Below are 23,377 nucleotides of genomic sequence, written 5' to 3'. Positions count from 1 at the left end.
CAACCACCTTTTTCGCCACTTAACGCCTTTTATTTTACTCGAAGTCTCTGCTAGCTACGCTTATGTATACGCTAACCACTGCATGTACGTGTGTCGCCCTTTGATCGTGCGCATGAAATTTATTAAACAGTGTAATAGTACAAAACAAACAAGAACAAAGTTATAATGGCGCTAATTTGTCAGGCGAATAAAGCTATAAATAACACGATTAAATTACACCAATAGGAGTTGTACATGGAACATATTATTTCGGGCGTGGCTAAGTTTCAAAAAGAAGTTTACCCATCAAAAAAAGCAGCGTTTCAAAAACTAGCCAATGGTCAAAACCCAGAAGTGTTATTTATCACCTGTGCCGACTCGCGTATCGATCCTAACCTAGTGACTCAAACTGAACCCGGTGAATTATTTATTTGTCGTAACGCGGGCAATATTATCCCGCCACATAGTAATCAAACCGGCGGTATGACAGCCTCAATTGAATTTGCGGTGGCTGCACTGGGCGTATCACACATTATTATTTGTGGGCACTCGGATTGTGGCGCAATGAAAGGCGCTATAAATACTGAAGGTTTATCAAGCTTACCGCACGTTAAAGAGTGGCTTGGCCACAGCCGCGTAGCAACTGAAGTTGTAAAAGAAAAATGCGGTTGCGCAGAGCTAAACAATAACGACCACCTAGGCTTAGTAATTGAAGAAAACGTAGTACAACAATTACAGCATATAAAAACACACCCTGCTGTGGCTGCAAAAATTGCAACTGGTCAAGTTAAGCTACACGGCTGGGTATATGATATAGAATCTGCAGAAATTAAAACCTACGATGAAGCAACGGGCAGCTTTAAACCTGTTGAAGATACCGATGTAGAAACCCTAGCAAAACAAAGCAAGTAAAGCTGTTTTACAGTATTAATGCGCTTACTGTTATTTTTATCTCAAAATAACAAAGCGCATTTTTTATTTATAGCCTAAACGCTTACTCCTCCTTATTAGTTAACGGCACAAAATGCACTTTTGTTGACTAAACAGCACATTGTAGTCTCATTTTGTGCACTCCCATAGTGCTAGTACCGCACCAAAACAACTCAAATATGCGTAAGCAAAGCCATTTAAAAGCAATATAGCCATTAAAAAACAAACACTTATAAAAATGGCCATGTTTTTGCTTATATGATAACCATACCGTTCGTTATTAAAACGACACACATTTAGGTTGTTATGACCACAGGCAAAGAAGCCCGCTCGCAGTTGCATTAATTTGTAACTGTGGCGGGCTTTTTTGTTTTTAAATTAAACCGTCATTGAGGGGATACCAATGCAAACACCAACAAAAATACTCATTATTGGTAATGGGATGGTTGGGCACCATTTTGTAGAGCAAATGCGCCAAAGCGACGCTAACGCGCACATTACCGTACTGTGTGGAGAAGCAAATTTAGCTTATGACCGTGTTTACTTATCCAGCGTTTTTGATGGTAAAACAGCCGCCGATTTAGCCCTAACCACCTTTGATAATTATCAGCAGTTAAATATAAATGCGCATACTAACCAGTGGGTTAATGAAATAGATAAAAAAAACAAGGTAGTTAGCACTCAAACCGGTGATAAATTTAGTTACGATAAACTTATTTTAGCAACAGGCTCGTACCCGTTTGTGCCGCCAATTAAAGGAAATGACCAACCCCATTGCTTGGTTTACCGTACGCTAGAAGATTTAGAGCAAATAAAAGCAAGCGCTGCACAAAGTAAAAGTGGCGTAGTGATAGGTGGCGGCTTATTAGGGCTTGAAGCAGCCAATGCAATTAAGCAACTTGGGCTAGATACTCATGTAGTTGAGTTTGCCCCCCAACTTATGGCGGTACAACTTGATGAGCAAGGTGGCACGCTGTTAAAAAACAAAATTGAAAAATTGGGCGTAAGCGTGCATACCGCTAAAGCCACCAGCGAAATAGTAAAAGGTGAAACGAGCCGTTACAGACTAAATTTTTCAGATGACACGTTTTTAGAAACCGACTTAATTTTGTTCTCGGCCGGTATTCGCCCATACGATGAGCTTGGCAAAGTAGCCGAACTTGAATTAGGGCAACGTGGCGGCATTGTAATAAATAACCAATGCCAAACATCAAACCCAGATATATATGCTATTGGCGAATGTGCCTTATGGGACAAAAAGCTTTTTGGCCTAGTCGCTCCGGGTTATAACATGGCTCGCGTGGTTGCAAGCCAACTTACAGGCGGCGAACTTGAGTTTTTAGGCGCCGATATGAGCACAAAATTAAAACTACTCGGGGTAGAGGTAGGCTCAATTGGCGATGCCCACGCTAAAACCCCCGATTGCAAAGCGCTAATTTATCAAGATCCTATTCGTGATTGTTATAAAAAAATTATTTTAAATGAGGCAGGCAACAAGTTATTAGGCGCAGTGCTTGTTGGCGATACTAGCGATTACGACACACTGCTGCAGTACATGTTAAACGATATGGAATTACCCGCACACCCTGAGTGCCTTATTTTACCTGATAGCGAAGGAGCACCTGTTTTAGCGGGAAATGCCCTGCCCGATACCGCCACTATTTGTTCGTGTCACAATGTAAGCAAGGGCGACATTGTGGGTGCAATTGATGGCGGCTCATGCGATTTATCAGCAGTTAAAGCTTGTACCAAAGCCGCCAGCGGCTGTGGTGGTTGTGCCGCATTATTAAAATCGGTAGTCGACAGTGAACTTCAAAGCCGTGGGGTTGAAGTTAACAACCATGTGTGTGAACACTTTGCTTTTTCGCGCCAAGAGTTACTGCATTTAGTAAAAGTAGAAAGCATTAAAACTTTTGATGATTTGCTCGCTAAACATGGCAGCGGTCATCACGGCTGCGAAATATGCAAACCTGCCGTGGCCTCTATTTTAGCTTCAACGTGGAATGAGTTTATTTTAGAACCCGCTCATGTTGGCCTGCAAGATACCAACGACACTTACCTTGCAAATATGCAAAAAGATGGCTCTTACTCTGTCGTTCCCCGTATAGCGGGTGGCGAAATTACCCCCGACAAACTTATCGTTATTGGCCAAGTCGCCAAAGACTTTAACCTGTACTGTAAAGTAACCGGTGGGCAGCGTATCGACTTATTTGGCGCACGCCTTGAAGAGCTCCCTATTATTTGGGAAAGACTTATTGCAGCCGGTTTTGAAACCGGTCACGCTTATGGTAAATCGCTCAGAACCGTTAAATCGTGTGTTGGCAGTACGTGGTGTCGCTATGGCGTACAAGACAGTGTTGGCCACGCGATTGCGATTGAAAACCGCTACAAAGGTTTACGCGCCCCGCATAAATTTAAAATGGCCGTATCGGGTTGTACTCGCGAATGCGCTGAGGCACAAAGCAAAGATATAGGCGTAATAGCAACCGAAAATGGCTGGAACTTATACGTATGTGGAAATGGCGGTATGCGCCCGCGCCATGCTGATTTATTTGCTACCGATTTAGATACCGAAACACTCATTAAATACATTGACCGCGTGATCATGTTTTACATTAAAACCGCCGATAAACTGCAGCGCACCTCAGTGTGGATGGAAAATTTAGAGGGCGGGTTAGATTATTTAAAAAGCGTAGTAATAGACGACAGCCTAGGTATTTGCCATGAGCTTGAAACCCAAATGGCGCTTATAACTAAAACTTACGCCTGCGAATGGAAAAAAGCAGTCGAAAGTCCAGAGGCCTCAAAGCGGTTCCGCCAATTTATTAATAGCCCAGATGGCGATAGCAATATTTTATTTGTACAAGAGCGCAACCAAATTCGCCCTGCAACTGAGTCTGAAAAACGTAACCAGCAAAATTCGACAAACCGTATCCCCGTAATGGAAATTGAGCAGGAGCAAGCTGATGTATTGGCATAAAATTGGAACAATCGACGACCTAGTTGCTAATAGTGGCGTATGCGCATTAGTAAACAACCAGCAAGTGGCCATATTTTATGTTCCACAAAATAGTGAGCCTTTGTTAGCCATTAGCAACTACGACCCGATAGGCAAAGCCAATGTACTATCGCGCGGCATTATTGGCTCTATTGATGGAAAATTAGTAGTGGCCTCCCCTTTGTATAAGCAACATTTTTGTTTAAATACCGGCGAGTGCCTAGAAGCAGAGGCAATACAGCTCCCCGTATTTGAAGCCAAAATAGACAATGGCAATGTCTTTGTTAGCGCTGAGCCAAAAGCCATTACAGCGTTAGCATAAGGAGCAATAAAATGAGTGTTCTTTCGTATTTTTCGGGTATTGAAAGCCCATGGCTAAACAAGTTTATTAATAAGCTAACTCAAGATGCAAAGCACAAAGCTAAACATCAAAAAAACGGCCACGTGTATTTAATAGGGGCAGGCCCGGGCGATGCTGAGCTTATAACGGTGAAAGCGCAGCGCCTGATTGCAGCAGCCGAAGTAGTATTGTACGACAGCCTAGTTAGTGAAGCGCTTTTAAATACACTGCCTAAACATGCGCAGCGAGTGTATGTAGGTAAACGCGCAGGCAAGCACTCTATGCCACAAGCTGCCATTAGTGCCTTATTAGTAAAATACGCACAACAAGGGTTTAAAGTTGTTCGTTTAAAAGGTGGCGATCCGAGTATTTTTGCGCGCATTAATGAAGAAGCCAACGCCCTATCAGAGCACAATATTAATTTTGCTATTGTCCCAGGCGTTACCACCGCGTGTGCAGCTTCGGCTTATACCGGCATACCGCTTACTGCTCGCGATGTGGCCCGAAGTGTTACATTTTTAACGGCGCAATTTGCCGATCCTAATAAACTCCCTAATTGGCACAACTACACCTATGTACAAGGCTCTAACAACCCCACGCTAGTCGTCTATATGGGATTAGGACGTTTAAACGCATTAAGTACTGGTTTGCAATCGGTTGGCTGGCCTAAAACAACCCCTATCGCATTGATAGAAAATGCCACCACCAACCAGCAAAAAATAATAACCAGCACGCTTGAGCAAATTATTAGCGAAAGTGCGGAGCACACATTAACGGGCCCTACGCTAATTATGGTTGGCGAGGTAATAAATCATCAAATGGCTATCAGCCCAGCGTTGCTGCAATGTAGCAACGTATAAATTCCCCCTCTGGTGTTTGCTCTGTGCAGTTTACAGAGTAAACACTTTTTTTCCCCTCGTTCATGAAGGGCGCAATCGAGTGCAAAAACAACTATTTTTGCACCAAAAAGGTTTATTCCTGTAATAAGGACAGATAAGTTAAAATGGGAACAAATAACAAGTATGGCTTTAAGCGGCTGTTTTAATTTAATTTTAAATTCAATCGAAAAATTTTTAAATGATTGGAACAGTGGTTGCACTTTATATACAAAAAAGTGTGGAATAAGTCCTATGTTATCGAGCAATCCTCTCACAAAACAGTTTTTATTAGCAGCAAAATACCAAGAAATTCATGCCTTAAAGCAGCTTCAAAAAAGCTGTGCATCGCTTACTAAACTGGGCGATTTTATACATCAGTTACAAAAAGAGCGCGGCATGAGCAATATTTATTTAGCCTCTAACCGCAAACGTTTTGCCTCGCAGTTAAAACAACAAATTAGCTTAACAGAGCAAACACAAACGCAGTTTTACCACTCAATTAAAACGACCTTTATTACCGATAACGCCGACACGGGCCACACCCGTTTGTACAATTTAATTACCCATAGTTTGCAATCGTTAGAGGCGCTGCCAGAGCTGCGACAACAAATAGCAAATCAAAAAATTACCCCAGTGCATGCAACTCAATCGTATACGCAGCTTATTTCGTGTTTGCTAAATATAATTTTAGAAGCCGCCGATGGCGCCAGCGACCCGCGCGTTACACGATTGCTAGTGGCATATTTTAATTTTATGCAAGGTAAAGAATACGCCGGACAAGAACGTGCCTGTGGCGCGCAAGCGTTTGCATCAAGTAAGTTTACCATGGAGCAAAAACAACAGCTTGCTCATTTTGTTCAACAACAGCACCACAGCTTTACGTTTTTTAACGAATACGCCGACGAACACGTATTAAAATGCTATCGCTCGTTAACTGATCACCCCGTAAATAAGCAAGTGGATCAGCTACGCGGGCTTTTACAAAATTTAGATGACGAAAATGCGCAGCCGCTTTCTCAGCTTAGTGAGGTGTGGTACGAGGTAACAACAACGCGTATCGATATTATGCACAAAATTGAGCAAAACCTCAGCGACTACCTTATTGACTCTGCAGCAATGCAAATTGCTCAGGCTCAGCGCACTTTAAATTCAAATAAACAAGTTATAAGCAGCCTTGAAGAACAATACATGCCAATGACCGACGGGCAACTCGCGTTTAAACAAAATACCCCCCAAAATACCGCTGCTAATAAACTCAATAGTAATAAAAGCATGTACGACCTAATCATGGAGCAAAGCCAACATATTAAGCAAATAAATCAGGCTTTAGTTGATGCTAAACGGGTAATAACAGAACAAAAAATAATACATCAGGCAAAGTATATTTTAATAGAGCAGCTAAGCCTTAGCGAAGAGCAAGCTCATAAAAAGTTGCAAAAGCAAGCAATGGACTCGCACTGCTCGCTTTATAATATTGCGCAAAAAATTGTAGAGCTAAGCGATTAAAATCGGGCGTATGGTTAGCGCCCAAAACCGCCTTAAAGTAAGGGTTTTAAAAAGCGGTTTTTACGAGGCAAGTAATAATCGTCGTAATCAAGCGACACAATAATACGCTCTGCTTTGCCAAGTAGTTCGCTGCGGGGGATTAAACCAATAACACGCGAGTCAGCACTGTGGTCGCGGTTATCACCCATTGCTAAATAATAATCTTCAGGAATAGTTATTTTATTAAAACCCGATAGCTGCGAAGGCGTATGCGCAACACGAATCGTGTGTTTGTGGCCATTTAAATTTTCTATTTTATCTAAAGAGTCAATATTGCTTTGCAAGTTATTGTATTTAAGTTTAACGCCATTAATTTCTAGCTCGTTGTTATAAAGCGCTACCGTATCGCCTGGCACACCAATTACGCGTTTAATTAACCGGTTATCAGCAGCTTGTGAGTCAAATACAATAATATCGCCTGTTTGTGGGTCGGCTAATTTAACTAAAGGAATATGCGTAAAAGGGATGCGTATATCATAAGCCATTTTATCGGTTAATATTCTGTCGCCTTCTAAAATGGTGGGTTTCATCGAGCCTGTAGGTACTTCATACCAATCGGCAACTGCGCTTCTAAACACGCTCATCAGCGCAATAAATAAAATTAACGAACGGTTATTTTTCCAAAATTTATAAAGTGGCTTCATACCTAGTCCCTACCTATCATAAGTAATAGTATGACTAGCTTAATACCAAGCAGTTCAATGAATAATGTAACAAAAAGTGTGGTGATTTTAGGTAGAATTACCAAGGCTTATGCCTTGGTAAGGAGTAATTTGTGAAGCTTATTGCTGGTTTAGCTTGTCTTTCGCTTCTTTTACTTTTTCAAAGTCTAGGCCGAGTTCGTCGGTGGCTTCTTTAATTAAGTGCGGCTGAGTCATCACCACGGCCATTAACTGCTGTAGTTTTTCAGGCGGAATACCAAGCTCTTGTACTAATGCCATTGCCATCATTGGGTTTTGTGTAAAGGCCTCGAACAATGCTTTTACTTTTTCGTCGCTTACATTGTGCTCTTTAAGTATTGCTAGTATTGGATTCATTTTTAACCTTGTGTGTTTTGTACGTATTTTATATTTACTAAATTATATTAGCTGAGCCATGCATTAACAACGCCAACACACGCCTCAGTGTTACATCGGGTGGTTATTCTACAAGTAATACCACTTTACCGGCATTTTCATTACGCTCTAAAATAGCATGCGCTTCGTTAGCATCGCTCCACGGTAGTGTTTTATACACGTTAAAGTCGTACTTTTTAGTAGCAATATCATTGTAAAAACGCGCAACTAAGTCATCGCGTAATTGGCGTTTAAACTCAATGCTACGGTTTCTAAGTGTTGATGCATGAAACGAAATACGTTTGCGTAGTAGCGCTGCAAAATCAACCTCAGCAAAACGCCCATCTAAAAAAGCGAGCATAATAATTTGGCAATCCATGGCAGCAATAGCCGCATTTTTATTTAAATAACTGCCCGATACAGGATCTACAATTGCATTTGCTAAAAGCTCATTTGCTTGCATATATTCTACAAAATCAGTTGTTTTGTAGTTAATGGCATGATCGGCGCCAAGGGCTTTTGCATGCTTGCATTTTTCATCTGAGCCGGCAGTAATAACCACCGTTGCACCTGCACTTTTAGCCATTTGAATAGCCGCACCGCCTACACCACTTGCCCCTGCATGAATAAGCGCTGTTTGACCTTGTTGTAATTTACCAAGTTCAAAAAGCGCACCAAATGCTGTTAGGTACACTTCGCTAATAGCTGCACCTTCAACCATGGTTAAATCATCTGGCAATACCATTAATTGTTTAGCATCTATGGCAACGTATTCGCTGTAAGCCCCGCCTGCGCACAAGCTAAAAATACGTTTATTAAGCCAGCTTTTATCAACATCAAAACCAAGCTCAACCACTGTGCCTGCGCACTCTAAACCTAAAATGGGGCTATCCCCAGCTGGCGCAGGGTATTTACCTTGGCGCTGCATGCAATCAGCGCGATTTACACCTATAGCAGACACTTTTACTAGCACTTCGTGGCTTTTTAAAACCGGTTTATCGGTTTCACTAAATGCAAGGGTGCCACCCTCATGAGAAATATATTTCATTAATGCTCCGTATTTAGCCTTTTAATTAGGGCCTGTTAACCTTTCAGGATTAAAATTTGTTCAATCTAGGGACCATTTAATCGCGGCGCGAGGTTTGTAACCTAGTGGGCTAAGTAAAAACCGAGCAAAGCTTCCGCGTCCTGCTCACGCCCCTTACCTACATCCATGTAGGCAACAAAGAGTAAATGGCCCCTAGGCAGAAACCCTTCGGGCAGCGCCTGTTTAGCATTTATGCTACGTTATCGCCTATTTATGGGGAACAACCACACTACATAGGCTCTGCCTTGCCTAATTACCAAACAGACGGCTGCAAATTTAACCTCTAAAGATAAACAGGCCCTAGCTAGACATGGGGTTAGTTATTTTTATTTAAACCGCCAGCTTTGTTTATACGGGTATACGTCAGGTAAAAAGCCTGATTTAATTTGTTGTTGGCAAGCTTGCCAAAAATCAGCTAAAAACAGATCGTTATGTTCGCAGTTAAAATAGTTAAATGCCGTTTCGTTTGCGCTAAAAAACACCTTAAACTGACTGGGGAAAATATCGTTTTCTGCTATATCAAAATAACTGTTGGCGCTTAGCTCCTCTAGGTCGTTTTGTGCGCTAGGTACATCTCTAAAGTGGCAATCAGTCAATGGGCAAATTTCATCAAAGTCGTAAAAAACAACGCGCCCCCAACGGGTTACGCCAAAGTTTTTCATTAGCATATCGCCTGGGAATATATTTGCGCCGGCTAAGTCTTTAATCGCTTTACCGTAATCGGTCATAACCTGTTGTAATTCTTTGTTAGAGCAGTGATTAATGTATAAATTAAGCGGCGTCATTTTTCGCTCAACATACACATGCTTTAAAATAAGCGCCTTACCCGATATAACCATGCTGCTGCCAATTTGTGCCTTCATTTGCTTAAGTAACTCGTCGCTAAAGCGGCTGAGGTCGAACGCTAAATACCTAAATTCGTGTGTATCTACTAAGCGCCCTACTCGGTCGGCTTGCTTTACAAAGTTGTACTTGGCTTTTACTTGCGCTTTGGTGGCTGTTTTTGGTGCACTAAATTTATCTTTTATTACTTTATAAACGTAGTCTAGCCCTTCAATGGTAAATACCAGCATAACCATGCCGGGAGTACCTGGTGCTGTCACGTATTTAAAATTAGTAGGGCTATTTTTAGTGGTATCAACTTTGTAACGATAAAACTCTGTTTTAGCGTGCTTAATAAAGCCAATGGCGTTAAATAACTCAAAGCGTTTTTTATGTGGCATCAGCACGCTTAAGTAATCTACATAACGTGCGGGTTGGTCGGTATCAACCATAAAATAGGTACGAGCAAAACCAAACAGTAAACTTAACTGATCGGCGCCCATCATTACGGCATCAAGCTTTAACCCTTTATTAGTATTTAATATGGCGATAGCAAAAGGCATATTATCGCCATTTTTAGCAATACAGCGCCCTATTAAGTAGCAGGCTTTGTTTCTAAAAAATAATGAATTTGCGTATTCTATAAACCCGTCGTTTAAATTTATAAGCTCATACACTTGTTTACATTGCTGCTTTGCACCGGCCATTAAAGTTGTTTGCAATGCGTTTAAATCGGCGTCTAAATGACTAAAAGGTACTCTAAAAGCTTGGCGGGTAATGAGCGTTTTTACAGCATGGTTAAACCCATCTTTAAACGATATTCGCCTTACTAAATTTTCATACGAACGCGGCTCGCTTCTGTATTTTGCTTTTAATACAAACAAATGTACGGTACGAATTTTTTTATCGTCCCAAATTGCACCAAAGGTAGAATTAAAAAAGGTATGTGCTATGGGTTTGTTTTCATGATTTTGCACCATATCGCCGTATATATTTTTAGCTAGCTGCCATGTTTGCGGGCAAGACAGTTCAGCGTAAGCAATAACTCTCACAACTTCACTGACATTTTTTACTTCACGTTCGTACACTTGTAAGCGTTCGCGCATGGTAGTTTGCACATCGTGATATTTTTGTTGTTCAAACCGGCTTTGCGCACCTAGCGTAATATTTAAAAACTGCGCAAACATTGCTTCAAAGCCTGCAAAAACAGCGCGGGCCAACTTAGTAGCAATAACTTGCTGTAGCGCATTATTGGTTTGATTAGTTAACGATTTTGACATGGTTACAACACTTTTATTTTTACCACTTATAGCGGTTATTTTTTATTAATTGTTTACACCTTAGCAAGCAGGCTTTAATTTAGGTAATTAATAAAGCATATAAATAAAATTGATCATATGAATATACGTAACGTCGATCTCAACTTATTAGTGTACTTAAATGTGCTCATTGATGAAAAAAGTGTTTCAAAAGCAGCTAATAAACTCGCACTGACACAACCTGCCATGAGTAACGCACTTAAACGATTACGTGATTTATTTGACGACCCATTACTTGTGCGTGCCGCAGGCTCTATGACCCCCACCAGCAAAGCACTTAGCTTAAAGCCTGAAATAGAGTCTCTTTTAAAAATGGCAGAGGCGATTACTCAGCCCAGTGAGCAATTTAACCCAGCAACGGCAGAGGTGACTTTTAGAATAATGGCAAACGACTACATGGAGTCCACCTTAATTGCCCCCTTTATTACTGAGCAGTTAACTAAAAACCCAGGGGTTAATTTTGATGTACTGAGTCCAAGCGATGTAAACCTACAAGATATGGAAAAAGGCACTATTGATTTAGCCATAAACCGTTTTAATGGCTTGCCTCGCTCGTTTCATCAGGCCAGTGTTTGGCGCGATAATTACTGCTGTTTAACCCACCCTAAAAATACCTTTTTACAGCATTCAAGCCTTGAAGATTATCTGCAAAAAGAACATGTTTGGGTAAACCGTGCAGGCTGGGGGCCAGAAGCCGCCGTTACCAACAAGTCTGGCAAGCAAAAACTAGGTTGGGTAGATGAAGCACTTTGGCAGCTAGAACAAACGCGTAAAATACGGGTGTTTACACGCCACTACATGATTGCAAGTTTGCTATGCCAATCAGAGCAACTTATTGCTACTTTACCGCGCAGGCAGGCTAAATTATTAACCACGCATACCGATTTAGTCATTAGCCCAGTACCGTTTCAAATAGTCCCTATTGAGGTAAAAATGATATGGAGCCCACTACTTCACCATGCTCCCGCACACCAGTGGTTACGTCGTGAGTTGCTTGAGTTTGCTAAAACAATTGCTGATAGGTAATAAATATAAAATCTCAATACTTGTGTTCAGAGCTCAAGAGCCCTAACCCGCAATTTTTACAACGCGCTGACTCACACAGTGATTTAGCTACTTACTTGCTTAATGGATAGAATAAATTAATGCTAAAGCCGTCTTACGAAAACTGAAAACTCTAGCTAAAAAATTACTGCTTGTACTCTTTAATATAGTACCTTTCAAAGATTTGAACCAAAATAGGTACTAGGTTACACTTTACTTAGTCAAAATAAATAAGCTTAAGTACTCATTAAGCAGAGTTTACTACATATATAAAAGGGAGTTTTATGTATCAATACTTATATTTAAGGTGTTCGCTTATGATGAGCAGAGCCACCAAAATTAGCTTTGTTCCATTCTCTCAACTGAAAACTGATAATTTAAAAACTCTCTTATTTACTGCACGACTTTTAGTTTATATAGCACTTATATACTTTTTGAATGGGTTAGGTACTTTTGTATACGAAGTGCATGAAATTGTTAATTTATATAACTTTGAACAAACTTGGGCCGTGATATTTAAAAATATTCATCAGGCACTATTGATGAAAAAATTATTATGGGAGATGCTATTTAGCGCTGCAATATTAGCGACAGCCGGAGTATTGGCCGCAATAGTTTCGTTCGAGTTTAAATACAAAAGTGCCTAATAATATATAAGCTCAGAATAAAAAAGCGCCATGGTATTCAACTTTGGGAAAATACCATGGCACTTTTGAAATCGTAGAAATAGGAGTGAACCCTACCCTTTATTTAGCAACCTTGATGCCAACCCACCAAAAAAATAAAAAACACTTAAAATCAAACATCTAATTAAATTATGCTTTTAATTATTATCTAGTGTGTCCCAGTTTTGTGCATTTTTATAGGTATTTGCACCACTTTAATTAAGCATGCTAAGTGGTTTTTGGTTTGTTGTCATTTACTATTGATAAAATCAATGTCAGTTATTGAAAACAACAATTTCATTAATAATACACTTAGCGCTAAAGTGAAGTTAAGCCAACAAACTAAGAGTAATGATTATGACAACATCAAGCTTCACACAACAAGACGGGTTATTTATTGACGCTAATTTACATCAGTTTATTACCCAACAGTTATGCACTAAAACCAATGCAGCTGAGACATACCAAGCACTTGCTACCTTGGTTGATGAGTTTGGTTGTAAGTGCCGTAAAACAAAGCACCAACCAGATGACATTTTAGAAGTAGATACGCTACTGCATGCGTATCAGCGTAAAAACCACCCGCTTTGCCATGTAGATGCACAAACAACCGAGGCAGTACTTGATGAATACTGCTGCCAAGTTCCGGCTATTATTGTAGTTGCATTAATGGATACGCTTAGCGGTACTCAGTGCGATGAACCTAATGCACACGATATTTACCACCGCGCTGCACAGCTTACTAATCGCCCATGTGTACACAAGGCAAAAACAGCCACAGCGGCCTAGTAATGGAGTTGCTTAAAAATACTCGATAACCTTTTGTGCAAAATCACTGCAGCTTAGGGTTGTCGAGTTATTAATATTTTGCGCTAAATCAAAGGTTACATTACTGCTTTTGAGTGCTTGTTCGAGCGCTTGTTCAATCAGCGTTGCTGCCTCATCCCAGCCCATAAACTTAAGCATTAAAACGGCACTTAAAATACTGCTACTTGGATTTGCTTTGTTTTGCCCTGCTATTCTCTCAAACGTACCATGGGTTGGTTCAAAAAATGCCACATCGTTATTTAAATTAGCAGCCGGCATAATGCCCACTCCGCCAACTTGTGCGCTGAGCATATCTGCTAAAAAATCGCCATTTTGGTTTGTGGTTGCTACCACATCAAATTGCTCTGGGTTCATTAAACATTGTTGCAGCATGTTATCGGCTATCACTTCTTTAATAATCAAAGGCGATTTATTAGCGCGTGGTATTTCAAGCCAGCGTCCGTTTTCGTGTGGGGTAGCGTTAAACTCATTTTGGGCTAAGGCAAACCCCCAACGTTTAAAGGCACCATCGGTAAATTTAAGTACATTTCCTTTATGCACAAGCGTTAACGATTCGCTGTTATTTTTAAGGGCGTAATTAATTGCATAGCGTACTAGGCGCTCGGAGCCTTCTTTAGATATATTTTTTATACCTATGCCACACTCTTGAGAAAACCTTAGGCGCGTTACTCCCATTTCTTCACATAAAAAGTCGAGCATTTTCTCGCTCTCTACGCTGCCCGCTTGCCACTCTATTCCTGAATATACATCTTCGCTGCTATCACGCAGCACTGTTATATTAGTTAAAAATGGATTTTTTAACGGCGATGGCAACGCACTTAACCCTTTAACAGTGCGCATATTTACAAATAAATCCATTTCGTGCCTTAGCGCCACATTTAATGAGCGAAAACCGCCGCCAAGAGGTGTAGTTAGCGGCCCTTTAATTGCTATTTTGCACGCACGTACTGCGTTAATCGTCTCCTCTGGGAACCAATCGCCATCATATAACTTTGCTGCTTGCTCGCCGTTATATACTTGCATCCAGTGAATTTTTCGCTCCTTTGCATAACAGTGTGTAATGGCATTATTCACCACATGCTGCATGGCCGGTGTGACCTCTTGCCCAACCCCGTCACCATTAATATAAGCAATAATAGGGTTTACAGGCACATGCCATTGGCCTTTAGCATCAATAGTAATATTTTGTCCGTGCTCAGGGATTTTAATATGCTGATAAGCCATGGTTAATACCTATACTAAAAATAGTGTTACCTGATTAAATCATGCTTGATTGAGCATGTATGCAATTTGCTTTTTATAATTGATATTAGTTAAAAAAATAACGAATAACATGTGCTTAATTACGTAAATAGTGGGTCTAGTATTAAGCGCGTAATAAGCGCGTATTTAGGAGGTATAAATGAAGTTATTTTGGCTGTTATTGCTATTAATGTGCTCTTTAAAAGCCTCAGCTGTTGATGTGGTTATTCATAATTTAGACGCACTGACTGCTAAGGGTCAAAAAACGGTAGCTACTTGGGTAAATCAAAGCCTTAAAAAAACACAAAATACCTTAGGCCCATTGCAACAAAGTACCCTCCCTATTTATTTAAAGCCACAATACTTTGCTTTTGAACCCGTGCCATGGGCTAGCGTAAAACGAAATAATCCCGATGGATTAGAGCTGCATATTGACCGCTACGCAAGTTTAAATGCATTTACAAAAGATTGGACGCTTTACCATGAGCTTTCACATTTATATTTACCACTACTGCCTTACTCTGGCTTTTGGTTAAGCGAGGGGTTTGCCAGTTACATGCAAAACGTAATAATGCGCAACAGCGGTGTCATTAGCCAAGCGCAATTTGTTCAGCGCCTAAACGCAGGGTTTGAGCGAGCACGCTTACAAACTAAAACAAAGCAACAGCCACTTAATAAACTTTCAAGTGATATGTGGAAGCAACGTGCACAACAGCGGGTTTATTGGACAGGGGCAGCATTTTTTGTAGAAGCCGATTTAGCCCTTCAAAAACAAGGTAAAAGCGTTGCCGCTATAATAAAACAATACCAAATATGCTGCAGAGCTGCGCGCACAAGTGCTAAAACGCTCATAAAAGAGCTAGATAAGCTCTCACGCAGTAGTATTTTTACTACCTTGTACGCGCAATATAATACGCGTACCGACTTTCCTGTTATTACTAAAACGCAGTTAAATACACTTTAAGTGCTTTTAATAAGTGCGCAATACTCATCATATGCTTTTACATTGTAATTAGTAGAGTAAGTATTCATAAAACCATGTAAAAACGGTGTTTTGTTACACGTAACTTGGCTTTTACTATCTAAAGTACTTATCACTTCATCTACATTAAAATGCATTTCGGTATGTGGAAAAATAAACGTACAAGGTACTTTTGCCGCAATATCTAAATGATTTCTAATTTGTGAAGGGTAAAAGCCAATCAGCTTTTTTAGGTGTGGATTGCCTGTTAATAACTGCGCGCGCCACGCGGCACTTGCGCCTGCACTAAACCCTATACAAGCTGTTGGCTCTGTAAGGTTATTAAATACATTTAAGAGCTTAGCTACGTAATTGTCATGGCCACAGTCATTTATAAATTTATTATAATAATACTTTTCACTATCAAGGGGTTGCAGTTCTCCTTTATAGGGGTCTATAACCTCTGTATTCGCTTGCATAATATCTAACAACCTCACTAAAGGTGCTGTTAAACCATAAATATCGCTGACTATTATGTAATTCATACTTACCCTTTTAAGGTTAGAATCCATGCGTTTAAGCAGTTGATAAAATTAAGTATAAATAATTTTTAAATAAATAGCTTGCACACATTTTTTATTTAGGTTACCTTTCTTCTCTGGTCTTAAAAAACCACCGCGGTTAACCTTTTTACCCTGATCCAGTAAGCCCCGCAAAACGTATATTTTAAAGCTAAGTTATTGTACGGCGAGAACCCCTATTAATACCTTGATGATTTTTTTAATATCATCGCAAAAGTGTCATAAAGATCGTCAACACTGTAATGAAGCTAAACACAACATCGTTAATTTATTAACTGCATTTGGCTATAAAAAATAGCGCAGAGTAAATAACAAGAATAAAGTGAGTTTTATTATGTCTTATAAATACAATGGTTCTATGATCCAAATTGCCCATCCGGTGCAATCAATTTCTGTAAACAAACAACGTGTTATTTTTAGTGATACACAAGGTTTGAAAAACGCAATGTTTCAAAAAGCAAGCGAAGCGCGCGAATTTGTAAAATGGTTAAAAGCCAACTAAACATTGCGAGCAATTAACTGATTAAGCAGTTAATGTTAATAAAATGTGCCAGCTTTGTAGCTGGCATTTTACTTTGTTGCTCTTAATTGACTACAATAGCGATACTTTCATTGTTTTAGGTAGTTGTAGTAATGCTCCGTGCATTTTTGTGTATCACCTTATATTTAAGCATTTCTTCAGTCAGTTACGCCCACACGATTAACTGGCTAACGCACGACTTTGCACCCTATTACATTTTAAATGGAAAATACCAACACCAGGGGCGTGATGAAAGCGTTATAACCTTACTCGAGCAACAACTTGAGCACATCACGTTTAATCGCCTTGTTATCCCCTCTGGCAAAGTAACGCAAGAACTAGCCAATAAATCAGCCACACATTGTGCCCTATCACTTTATAAAAATGCATTTAGAGAAAAGTTTATTCACTTTAGCGAGCAAAGCTCAACCACGGGCCTTTCACCTTCCATTGCTATGCATAAAGGTTTGGCGCATTCACTAGAAGTGCCTAACTCAGAGCCAGTGTCGTTGCAGGATTTACTAGCAGAAAAAAAGCTCACGTTAGGTGTATCTATGAACCGCTCATACGGCGAGCAACTCGACAGTGTAATAAATAACACCCCCGATGTTGATATTGTTATTCGCCCAACGCGAAATAGTTTAGCCAGCCTTACCTATATGCTTAATTTAAAGCGCTTAGATATTTTATTAGGTTACCCAAGTGAGCACCATTACTTAGCTAAATCGATGTACTTTGAAGAAAACCTAACTCAGCGAGCGATTGTTGAAGCGCCACCGCTAAGTTATGGCTACATTGGCTGCACTAAAAATGAGCAAGGTGCTAAAAATATTCAACTATTAGATGAGCAATTAAAAAAAATTAAGCAAACCGAGCAATACCACCAAGTAATGTTACGCTGGTTGCCCCCACATTTAAAACCCTTATTAGAATCAAGAATTCACGCTACAAAAAACAAAAACGCCACTAACTAAAGTGGCGTTTTAATTTAATCTACGCTTTATTATTTGCGTACACCTTCAATAGACAGCCCAATATCAACATGGGTAGACGCCGGGCCTAAATTATAATCAATGCCGTAATCGGACAGTTTTAAACTGGTTTCGCCCTCAAAACCAGCACGGTAGCCACCCCAAGGGTCTTGCCCTTCACCTACTTTATCCATTTTAAACGTAATGCGTTTAGTTACGCCATGTAAAGTAAAGTCACCCGTTACTGTGGCTGTATCATCATCGGTAAATTTCACATTGGTGCTTTTAAATGTTGCTGTTGGGTATTTATCTACATTTAAAAAGTCTTTACCGCGTAAGTGTTTATCACGCTCAGCATGGTTAGAGTCTAAACTTGCAGTATCTATATTTACTAAAATATTAGACCCTGTTTGCGCTTTAGCGTCGAAACTGAAGCTGCCATCAAAACGGTTAAATCGCCCGTGCAGCCAGCTGTAGCCTAAATGCTTAATTTTAAAGGTAACAAATGCATGCGCCCCTTGCGTATCAATTACATAATCTGCTGCATTTGCAGTAGCCGATAACATCATTACACCCGATAGAGCTGCACTTACTAGTCGTTTTTTCATGTTAGTATTCCTTTGGTTTGATCATTCTCGTTAAGGTTTTATCTTTATCAATAAAGTGGTGCTTTAATGCCCCCAGTGCATGCAAAACAGCCAAGCCAATTAATGTACACGCACCGTAGTAATGAATTTTTCCGGCAATATCGGCTTGTCCATCAAAGTTATAATCCAGAGCTGGTACATTAAATATCGAAAAAACGGCGATTGCTCTGCCATCAGCGGTAGAAATCAAATAACCCTCCACTACAATGACTGCTAAAATTAGGTACATAACAATATGCGCGGTATGTGCAATGTGGTTTACTGTTTTATTTTGACTAAGGGGGCGAGGTATGGGGCTGAATACACGCCACAAAATTCTAAAAATAAGCACTGCGGCGAGCGTTATACCTATACTTTTATGTAAATCCAGTGAGCCTTTATACCAGCTGTCGTAATAGGTTAGCTCAACCATGTATAAGCCCAAGCCAAATAAACCAAACACGGTAAAAGCCATCAACCAGTGTAAAGTAATGGCAATAAGGCCATAAGATGTGGGCGTATTTTTAAACATGTGGGTTCCTCTAAATTCAATAATTTAAGAATATAGAGGGTGAAGAAAAACTAAAATAGCGTATACAAACAGCATCTGTGCATATACGCACATACAACTTGAGCTACAGTTTTACTAATTAACTATTTGGTGTGTCAGTAAGGTTTATGTAAATTAGGCTATCAGGTGAGACTTGCAAACAGCTAATTAAGCCTTCTTTTATAAGCTCAAGCATAGCAATAAAGCTAACCACTACACCGCTTCGCCCTTCACTAAGGGTGAATAAATCGTTAAACGGCAGCGCTTTTTTTGCGTTACTCAGCTGGGCTAAAATTTGGCTCATCCGCTCACGGGTAGAGAGGATTTCTGCGGTCACTTGGTGATGCTCAAATGTTTTGGCGCGCGCCATCACGTCGCTCAGAGCTAACATTAAATCTTTTAACTCAAGCTCTGGCAGGTTTTGAGCGGTATTTTCAATAACCGGCATAGTTGCATGTGCGACAAAAATATCACGGCCTACACGGGGGATGGCATCTATATTTTCGGCTGCTTTTTTAAACTGCTCGTATTCTTGTAAACGCTTGATCAGTTCTGCGCGGGGGTCTTCCTCTTCTTCGAGCTCCTCGTGCACAGGCAATAACAGACGCGATTTTATTTGTGCCAATAACGCTGCCATTACTAAGTACTCACCGGCAAGCTCTAACTGAAACTCACTCATCATTTCTACATAACTGACATATTGCTCAGTAATGCTAAAAATAGAGAGTTCGAGCACATCTAACTTGTGCTTTTTTATTAAATACAGCAGTAAATCAAGCGGGCCTTCAAAGGTTTCCAAAATAATTTCAAGTGCATCGGGCGGAATGTATAAATCTTCAGGTTTATCTACAACGGCTTTGCCATGCAAAAAAGCCAGTGGCAGCTTTTGCTGCACTGGCTCACTTTGAGTATTTTTTTCGCCCTGTGTTGAATCACTCACCAAGGTTACTCAAACGGGCTGGTATCGCCACACCCTACACGCAAAATGTGAATATCATCTTCTGATAGGTCAATAACCGTGGTTGCTTGCTCTGCAAGGTGTCCGCCGTCAATAATTAAATCTACGTGTTTATCTAAACGCGTTAAAATTTCATCTGGATCTGATTCTGTAAACTCTTCTCCAGGTAAAATTAACGAACACGACATTAACGGTTCCCCAAGCTCTGCAAGTAATGCACATGCAATTGGATGCTCTATAACGCGCATACCAATGGTTTTTTTCTTATCGTTTAATAACCGCTTTGGCACCTCTTTTGTGCCTTTAAAAATAAAGGTGTATGGCCCTGGCGTATTATTTTTAATAAGCCTAAACATTTGGTTATCTACACGGGCATAAGTTGCCAGCTCAGATAAATCACGACATACCAGCGTAAAGTTATGGTGTTTTTCTATTCCACGAATACGCTCAATGCGCTCTTTTGCTTGCTTATTACCGAGGTTACACCCTATTGCGTAGCCCGAATCTGTTGGGTATACAACAACCCCGCCCTGTTTAATAATATCAACCGCTTGGCTAATAAGTCGTGGCTGTGGGTTTGCTGGGTGAATATGAATTAATTGACTCATGATAATGCTCCTTCTTGCCCTTCCCACACTTGCCAAACCCCTTGGCAGTCTTTGGGTAAGTATAAGTTTTTACCTAGCTCTAAATAACTAGTTGGAAAATGAAAGTCAGAACCTTGCGAGCACAGTAAACCGTACTCTTGGCTCAATTGCCCTAAAAATTGGCGTTCAGTGGGCGCTTGTTGCGGCTGCGCAACTTCCATGGCATCGCCCCCGTCGCTTTTGTATTGCACAAGCAACTTACGTAACCATTTATTAGACATTTGATAACGCCCTGGGTGTGCAAGTACTGCAACCCCGCCCGCAGCATGAATGGCGCTAATGGCTGTTTGCATATCACACCAATTGCTAGGAACATAACCTGTTTTGCTGCGCCCTAAGTATTTTTTAAATACCCCAGGAAAATTTTTAGCAACGCCTCTTTCAATCAATGCACGCGCAAAATGTGCACGGGTAATTTGGGCGTTTTCTGCCAGCGCCTTAGCTTGCTCGTAAATGCCATCAAAACCGTTTTTTGCCAGCCTTTTGCCTATTTCAATAGCGCGTTCATCACGCTTTTGCTGCTGCGCCGATAGCAATGATGTAAGGGCATTGTTGTTTATATCAATATTTAGCCCAACAATATGTATTTCAAAGCTTTCCCACTTGGTAGAAATTTCTACGCCAGATATAAGCTTAAGCGGTAGGTTTTCTGTTTCGATAAACGCTTTTGCCGGCGTAATAGCAGCCACAGTGTCGTGATCGGTTATCGCAAACACATCAATGTTTTTTTCTACGGCGCGGTTTAATAATTGCTCAACTGTTAAATGTCCGTCTGAATGCGTTGTATGGCTGTGTAAATCGTATTTTATCAAAAGAAAACTGCTTAAATTTAAGGGTAATAGATGTTTATATAAGTATAACAACTTTTTTGACTAAATTGTTTTAAATAAACACTTGACACAAAAGCGCTAAATACGTTTTACTGTAGCCACTTTAAGACACATTAAGAATTAATAAAAATGATCAATTCAATCCAACACACTATTTGGTGGTGGCACTCATAATTTTTGGGTGATGAATTGTCGTGTCTAGCAAATATTCAAAACCCGCAACTATGCGGGTTTTTTTATAACTAAATTTTACGTATTTAATTTTTTATTTTGAGGCAAAAAAACATGAATAACGGTCTTACTCTTACACATCGTTGGTGGTGGCGCCTGATATAGCGGGACGGTAATGATCTGTTTGTAATTTAGATATCGTTATTCAAACCCCGCATTGCAAAAGCATTGCGGGGTTTTATTTTTTGAGGGAATGAGGTTTGATTTTTAGTCATATAACTACCACACCAGGCGAAGTTACTAGCATAACGCAAGTGCGCGACTACATTAGTAGCCCACTTGCACTTTATGCAGCACTTGATAAGCCTAATTCGCTACTGCTTGAATCAGCCGAAATTGATTCTAAAGACAGTGTTAAAAGCTTAATTTTAGTTGACTGTGCACTGCGCATTGTTTGCCAAGGTAAAACCGTCACGGTAAGTGCTCAATCTAATAACGGTAAACAGTTACTGCCGTATTTAAGAGCCAATGTACAAAGCTGCGATGCAACCTTAACCGACACAAGCCTAACCCTTGTTTATAAAGGCGGCTCTAATGACATTGACGAGGCAAGTAAACTGGTTGCCGATAATGCATTTAGCGCACTACGCACCTGTATAAACAGTATCAAAAGCACCACCGAAAACCCGTTTTCGGTATTTTTAGGCGGTGTATTTGCCTACGACATGGTGGCTAATTTTGAGCAGCTAAGCGACGTACCCGATGGCGAAAACACCTGCCCAGACTACGTATTTTACTTAGCCGAAACCTTAGTGGTTATCGACCATCAAAAACAAACCACCGAGCTTATTGGTAATGTGTTTAATGGCCCAGACGTACACGCTAATTGTTTTGAGGTAGGTAAAGAGCTAGAACGATTAAATGCCCTATGCGATAAAGCAGAAGAGTTTAGTGCGCCTATGCAAACAGGCACCTGCGATGTAAGTGTTGATATAAGCGATGAAACTTACTGCGAGCAAGTGGTTAAGCTTAAAAAGAACATCGTTGATGGTGATATTTTTCAGGTTGTGCCTTCGCGTACGTTTTCACTGCCCTGCCCTGATTCGTTGCACGCATATAGCCAGCTTAAAAAGCAAAACCCAAGCCCTTATATGTTTTATATGCGCGATGAAGAATTTGCTTTATTTGGCGCCTCACCTGAGTCTGCTCTTAAATACGAAGTGCAAAGCAAACAAGTTGAAGTTTACCCTATTGCCGGTACTCGCCCTCGTGGAAAATTTGCCAATGGCACAATCAACCCAGATTTAGACAGCCGTATAGAGCTTGAACTAAGAAACGATCAAAAAGAGCGTGCAGAGCATTTAATGCTGGTTGATTTAGCTCGTAACGATGTGGCACGCATTAGTGTAGCCGGCACGCGCCATGCAAAAGAGCTATTAAAAGTAGACCGCTACTCGCAAGTAATGCACTTGGTTTCTCGCGTGGTGGGCACATTAAAGCCTGAGCTTGATGCACTGCACGCTTACCAAGCGTGTATGAACATGGGCACGCTAGTAGGCGCTCCTAAAGTACGTGCCGCCGAACTTGTACGCCAAACCGAAGGCAAACGCCGTGGCAGCTACGGTGGCGCAGTAGGCTATTTAACAGGCGATGGTGCAATGGATAGCTGCATTGTTATTCGCTCAGCATTTGTTAAAAATAATACCGCGTATGTGCAAGCAGGTGCCGGTGTCGTTTACGATTCTGATCCGCAAGCCGAAGCTAACGAAACCCGCGCTAAAGCCCAAGCGGTGATCACCGCCATAAAATCGACTTATGAGGCGGTATAAA

General features: G+C 40.6%; 23 protein-coding genes. 12 read left to right on the top strand and 11 right to left on the bottom strand.

The window, feature by feature from the left end; genetic code table 11:
* Window positions 1-234 precede the first annotated feature (234 nt).
* From MTN96_RS12425 to MTN96_RS12405, 5 genes are all read left to right on the top strand, one after another.
* Entirely contained in the window at window positions 235-891 is a 657-nt protein-coding gene (locus MTN96_RS12425; RefSeq protein WP_055255729.1) for a carbonic anhydrase, read from the top strand.
* Window positions 892-1,312: 421 nt separating this feature from the next.
* Window positions 1,313-3,889 carry a nitrite reductase large subunit NirB gene (nirB, locus tag MTN96_RS12420; protein ID WP_248531812.1) on the top strand — a complete coding sequence of 859 codons (2,577 nt, stop codon included), beginning with the start codon at window positions 1,313-1,315 and terminating at the stop codon, window positions 3,887-3,889.
* Window positions 3,876-4,229, top strand: coding sequence for a nitrite reductase small subunit NirD (nirD, locus tag MTN96_RS12415; RefSeq protein ID WP_248531810.1), 354 nt, complete (start codon window positions 3,876-3,878; stop codon window positions 4,227-4,229). Before nirB ends, nirD begins: the two co-directional genes overlap by 14 nt.
* 11 nt (window positions 4,230-4,240) lie before the next feature.
* The gene (cobA, locus tag MTN96_RS12410) at window positions 4,241-5,107 is read left to right on the top strand and encodes a uroporphyrinogen-III C-methyltransferase (protein ID WP_096041573.1); all 867 of its coding nucleotides are present in this window, start codon (window positions 4,241-4,243) and stop codon (window positions 5,105-5,107) included.
* Between the two features lie 270 nt (window positions 5,108-5,377).
* A complete protein-coding gene (locus tag MTN96_RS12405) occupies window positions 5,378-6,631 on the top strand; it encodes a nitrate regulatory protein (RefSeq protein WP_121638210.1) in 1,254 nt (417 codons plus the stop codon).
* Between the two features lie 32 nt (window positions 6,632-6,663).
* Here MTN96_RS12405 and lepB read toward each other — a convergent pair whose 3' ends face one another.
* From lepB to aceK, 4 genes are all read right to left on the bottom strand, one after another.
* A complete protein-coding gene (gene lepB, locus MTN96_RS12400; protein WP_248531808.1) occupies window positions 6,664-7,314 on the bottom strand; it encodes a signal peptidase I in 651 nt (216 codons plus the stop codon).
* 138 nt (window positions 7,315-7,452) lie between these two features.
* A complete protein-coding gene (locus MTN96_RS12395; RefSeq protein WP_004586776.1) occupies window positions 7,453-7,707 on the bottom strand; it encodes a DUF2999 family protein in 255 nt (84 codons plus the stop codon).
* A 103-nt stretch (window positions 7,708-7,810) separates the two neighbouring features.
* Window positions 7,811-8,773: a zinc-binding dehydrogenase gene (locus MTN96_RS12390; protein WP_248531806.1), complete on the bottom strand. Its 963-nt coding sequence runs from the start codon at window positions 8,771-8,773 to the stop codon at window positions 7,811-7,813.
* Window positions 8,774-9,138: 365 nt separating this feature from the next.
* A complete protein-coding gene (gene aceK, locus MTN96_RS12385; protein WP_248531804.1) occupies window positions 9,139-10,914 on the bottom strand; it encodes a bifunctional isocitrate dehydrogenase kinase/phosphatase in 1,776 nt (591 codons plus the stop codon).
* Window positions 10,915-11,031: 117 nt separating this feature from the next.
* Between aceK and MTN96_RS12380 the strand changes: the two genes are divergently transcribed.
* From MTN96_RS12380 to MTN96_RS12370, 3 genes are all read left to right on the top strand, one after another.
* Window positions 11,032-11,979: a LysR family transcriptional regulator gene (locus MTN96_RS12380; protein WP_055255714.1), complete on the top strand. Its 948-nt coding sequence runs from the start codon at window positions 11,032-11,034 to the stop codon at window positions 11,977-11,979.
* A gap of 335 nt (window positions 11,980-12,314) precedes the next feature.
* On the top strand, window positions 12,315-12,644 hold the full coding sequence (locus MTN96_RS12375) for a hypothetical protein (protein WP_248531802.1): 330 nt from the start codon (window positions 12,315-12,317) through the stop codon (window positions 12,642-12,644).
* Between the two features lie 375 nt (window positions 12,645-13,019).
* Window positions 13,020-13,451: a hypothetical protein gene (locus tag MTN96_RS12370; RefSeq protein WP_004586781.1), complete on the top strand. Its 432-nt coding sequence runs from the start codon at window positions 13,020-13,022 to the stop codon at window positions 13,449-13,451.
* Window positions 13,452-13,463: 12 nt separating this feature from the next.
* Here the strand turns inward: MTN96_RS12370 and icd are convergent, their stop codons facing one another.
* On the bottom strand, window positions 13,464-14,714 hold the full coding sequence (gene icd / locus MTN96_RS12365) for an NADP-dependent isocitrate dehydrogenase (protein ID WP_248450877.1): 1,251 nt from the start codon (window positions 14,712-14,714) through the stop codon (window positions 13,464-13,466).
* Window positions 14,715-14,892: 178 nt separating this feature from the next.
* Between icd and MTN96_RS12360 the strand changes: the two genes are divergently transcribed.
* Window positions 14,893-15,696: a hypothetical protein gene (locus MTN96_RS12360; protein WP_248531800.1), complete on the top strand. Its 804-nt coding sequence runs from the start codon at window positions 14,893-14,895 to the stop codon at window positions 15,694-15,696.
* Here the strand turns inward: MTN96_RS12360 and MTN96_RS12355 are convergent.
* Window positions 15,693-16,238: a dienelactone hydrolase family protein gene (locus MTN96_RS12355; protein WP_248531798.1), complete on the bottom strand. Its 546-nt coding sequence runs from the start codon at window positions 16,236-16,238 to the stop codon at window positions 15,693-15,695. The two genes, MTN96_RS12360 and MTN96_RS12355, sit on opposite strands and share 4 nt — an antisense overlap.
* A 370-nt stretch (window positions 16,239-16,608) precedes the next feature.
* On the opposite strand from MTN96_RS12355, the gene MTN96_RS12350 reads away from it, so the two are divergent.
* Together MTN96_RS12350 and MTN96_RS12345 are read left to right on the top strand one after the other, a co-directional pair.
* Entirely contained in the window at window positions 16,609-16,776 is a 168-nt protein-coding gene (locus tag MTN96_RS12350) for a hypothetical protein (protein WP_024033460.1), read from the top strand.
* Window positions 16,777-16,907: 131 nt separating this feature from the next.
* Window positions 16,908-17,768 (top strand): transporter substrate-binding domain-containing protein, encoded by an 861-nt coding sequence (locus tag MTN96_RS12345; RefSeq protein ID WP_029772692.1) that lies wholly within the window; start codon window positions 16,908-16,910, stop codon window positions 17,766-17,768.
* Between the two features lie 29 nt (window positions 17,769-17,797).
* On the opposite strand, the gene MTN96_RS12340 is transcribed toward MTN96_RS12345, so the two are convergent.
* The 5 genes from MTN96_RS12340 to MTN96_RS12320 form a co-directional block, all read right to left on the bottom strand.
* A complete protein-coding gene (locus MTN96_RS12340; RefSeq protein ID WP_248531796.1) occupies window positions 17,798-18,373 on the bottom strand; it encodes a YceI family protein in 576 nt (191 codons plus the stop codon).
* A gap of 1 nt (window position 18,374) precedes the next feature.
* Window positions 18,375-18,923 carry a cytochrome b gene (locus tag MTN96_RS12335; protein ID WP_121637583.1) on the bottom strand — a complete coding sequence of 183 codons (549 nt, stop codon included), beginning with the start codon at window positions 18,921-18,923 and terminating at the stop codon, window positions 18,375-18,377.
* Between the two features lie 118 nt (window positions 18,924-19,041).
* The gene (locus MTN96_RS12330; protein ID WP_248531794.1) at window positions 19,042-19,881 is read right to left on the bottom strand and encodes a ScpA family protein; all 840 of its coding nucleotides are present in this window, start codon (window positions 19,879-19,881) and stop codon (window positions 19,042-19,044) included.
* 5 nt (window positions 19,882-19,886) lie between these two features.
* Entirely contained in the window at window positions 19,887-20,507 is a 621-nt protein-coding gene (locus MTN96_RS12325; protein WP_004586789.1) for an L-threonylcarbamoyladenylate synthase, read from the bottom strand.
* Window positions 20,504-21,358 carry a PHP domain-containing protein gene (locus MTN96_RS12320; protein ID WP_004586790.1) on the bottom strand — a complete coding sequence of 285 codons (855 nt, stop codon included), beginning with the start codon at window positions 21,356-21,358 and terminating at the stop codon, window positions 20,504-20,506. Before MTN96_RS12320 ends, MTN96_RS12325 begins: the two co-directional genes overlap by 4 nt.
* Window positions 21,359-21,807: 449 nt before the next feature.
* Between MTN96_RS12320 and MTN96_RS12315 the strand changes: the two genes are divergently transcribed.
* Entirely contained in the window at window positions 21,808-23,376 is a 1,569-nt protein-coding gene (locus tag MTN96_RS12315; RefSeq protein ID WP_055255700.1) for an anthranilate synthase component 1, read from the top strand.
* The last annotated feature ends 1 nt before the right edge of the window (window position 23,377 follow it).

This window comes from Pseudoalteromonas sp. 2CM28B (assembly GCF_023161935.1).
This window is presented reverse-complemented; position numbering and strand designations above follow the sequence as displayed.

Bases quoted from the DNA above. Each gene is read 5' to 3' on its own strand.
- MTN96_RS12425 (WP_055255729.1), top strand. From the start codon at position 235: ATGGAACATATTATTTCGGGCGTGGCTAAGTTTCAAAAAGAAGTTTAC.
- nirB (WP_248531812.1), top strand. From the start codon at position 1,313: ATGCAAACACCAACAAAAATACTCATTATTGGTAATGGGATGGTTGGG.
- nirD (WP_248531810.1), top strand. From the start codon at position 3,876: ATGTATTGGCATAAAATTGGAACAATCGACGACCTAGTTGCTAATAGT.
- cobA (WP_096041573.1), top strand. From the start codon at position 4,241: ATGAGTGTTCTTTCGTATTTTTCGGGTATTGAAAGCCCATGGCTAAAC.
- MTN96_RS12405 (WP_121638210.1), top strand. From the start codon at position 5,378: ATGTTATCGAGCAATCCTCTCACAAAACAGTTTTTATTAGCAGCAAAA.
- lepB (WP_248531808.1), bottom strand. From the start codon at position 7,314: ATGAAGCCACTTTATAAATTTTGGAAAAATAACCGTTCGTTAATTTTA.
- MTN96_RS12395 (WP_004586776.1), bottom strand. From the start codon at position 7,707: ATGAATCCAATACTAGCAATACTTAAAGAGCACAATGTAAGCGACGAA.
- MTN96_RS12390 (WP_248531806.1), bottom strand. From the start codon at position 8,773: ATGAAATATATTTCTCATGAGGGTGGCACCCTTGCATTTAGTGAAACC.
- aceK (WP_248531804.1), bottom strand. From the start codon at position 10,914: ATGTCAAAATCGTTAACTAATCAAACCAATAATGCGCTACAGCAAGTT.
- MTN96_RS12380 (WP_055255714.1), top strand. From the start codon at position 11,032: ATGAATATACGTAACGTCGATCTCAACTTATTAGTGTACTTAAATGTG.
- MTN96_RS12375 (WP_248531802.1), top strand. From the start codon at position 12,315: ATGATGAGCAGAGCCACCAAAATTAGCTTTGTTCCATTCTCTCAACTG.
- MTN96_RS12370 (WP_004586781.1), top strand. From the start codon at position 13,020: ATGACAACATCAAGCTTCACACAACAAGACGGGTTATTTATTGACGCT.
- icd (WP_248450877.1), bottom strand. From the start codon at position 14,714: ATGGCTTATCAGCATATTAAAATCCCTGAGCACGGACAAAATATTACT.
- MTN96_RS12360 (WP_248531800.1), top strand. From the start codon at position 14,893: ATGAAGTTATTTTGGCTGTTATTGCTATTAATGTGCTCTTTAAAAGCC.
- MTN96_RS12355 (WP_248531798.1), bottom strand. From the start codon at position 16,238: ATGAATTACATAATAGTCAGCGATATTTATGGTTTAACAGCACCTTTA.
- MTN96_RS12350 (WP_024033460.1), top strand. From the start codon at position 16,609: ATGTCTTATAAATACAATGGTTCTATGATCCAAATTGCCCATCCGGTG.
- MTN96_RS12345 (WP_029772692.1), top strand. From the start codon at position 16,908: ATGCTCCGTGCATTTTTGTGTATCACCTTATATTTAAGCATTTCTTCA.
- MTN96_RS12340 (WP_248531796.1), bottom strand. From the start codon at position 18,373: ATGAAAAAACGACTAGTAAGTGCAGCTCTATCGGGTGTAATGATGTTA.
- MTN96_RS12335 (WP_121637583.1), bottom strand. From the start codon at position 18,923: ATGTTTAAAAATACGCCCACATCTTATGGCCTTATTGCCATTACTTTA.
- MTN96_RS12325 (WP_004586789.1), bottom strand. From the start codon at position 20,507: ATGAGTCAATTAATTCATATTCACCCAGCAAACCCACAGCCACGACTT.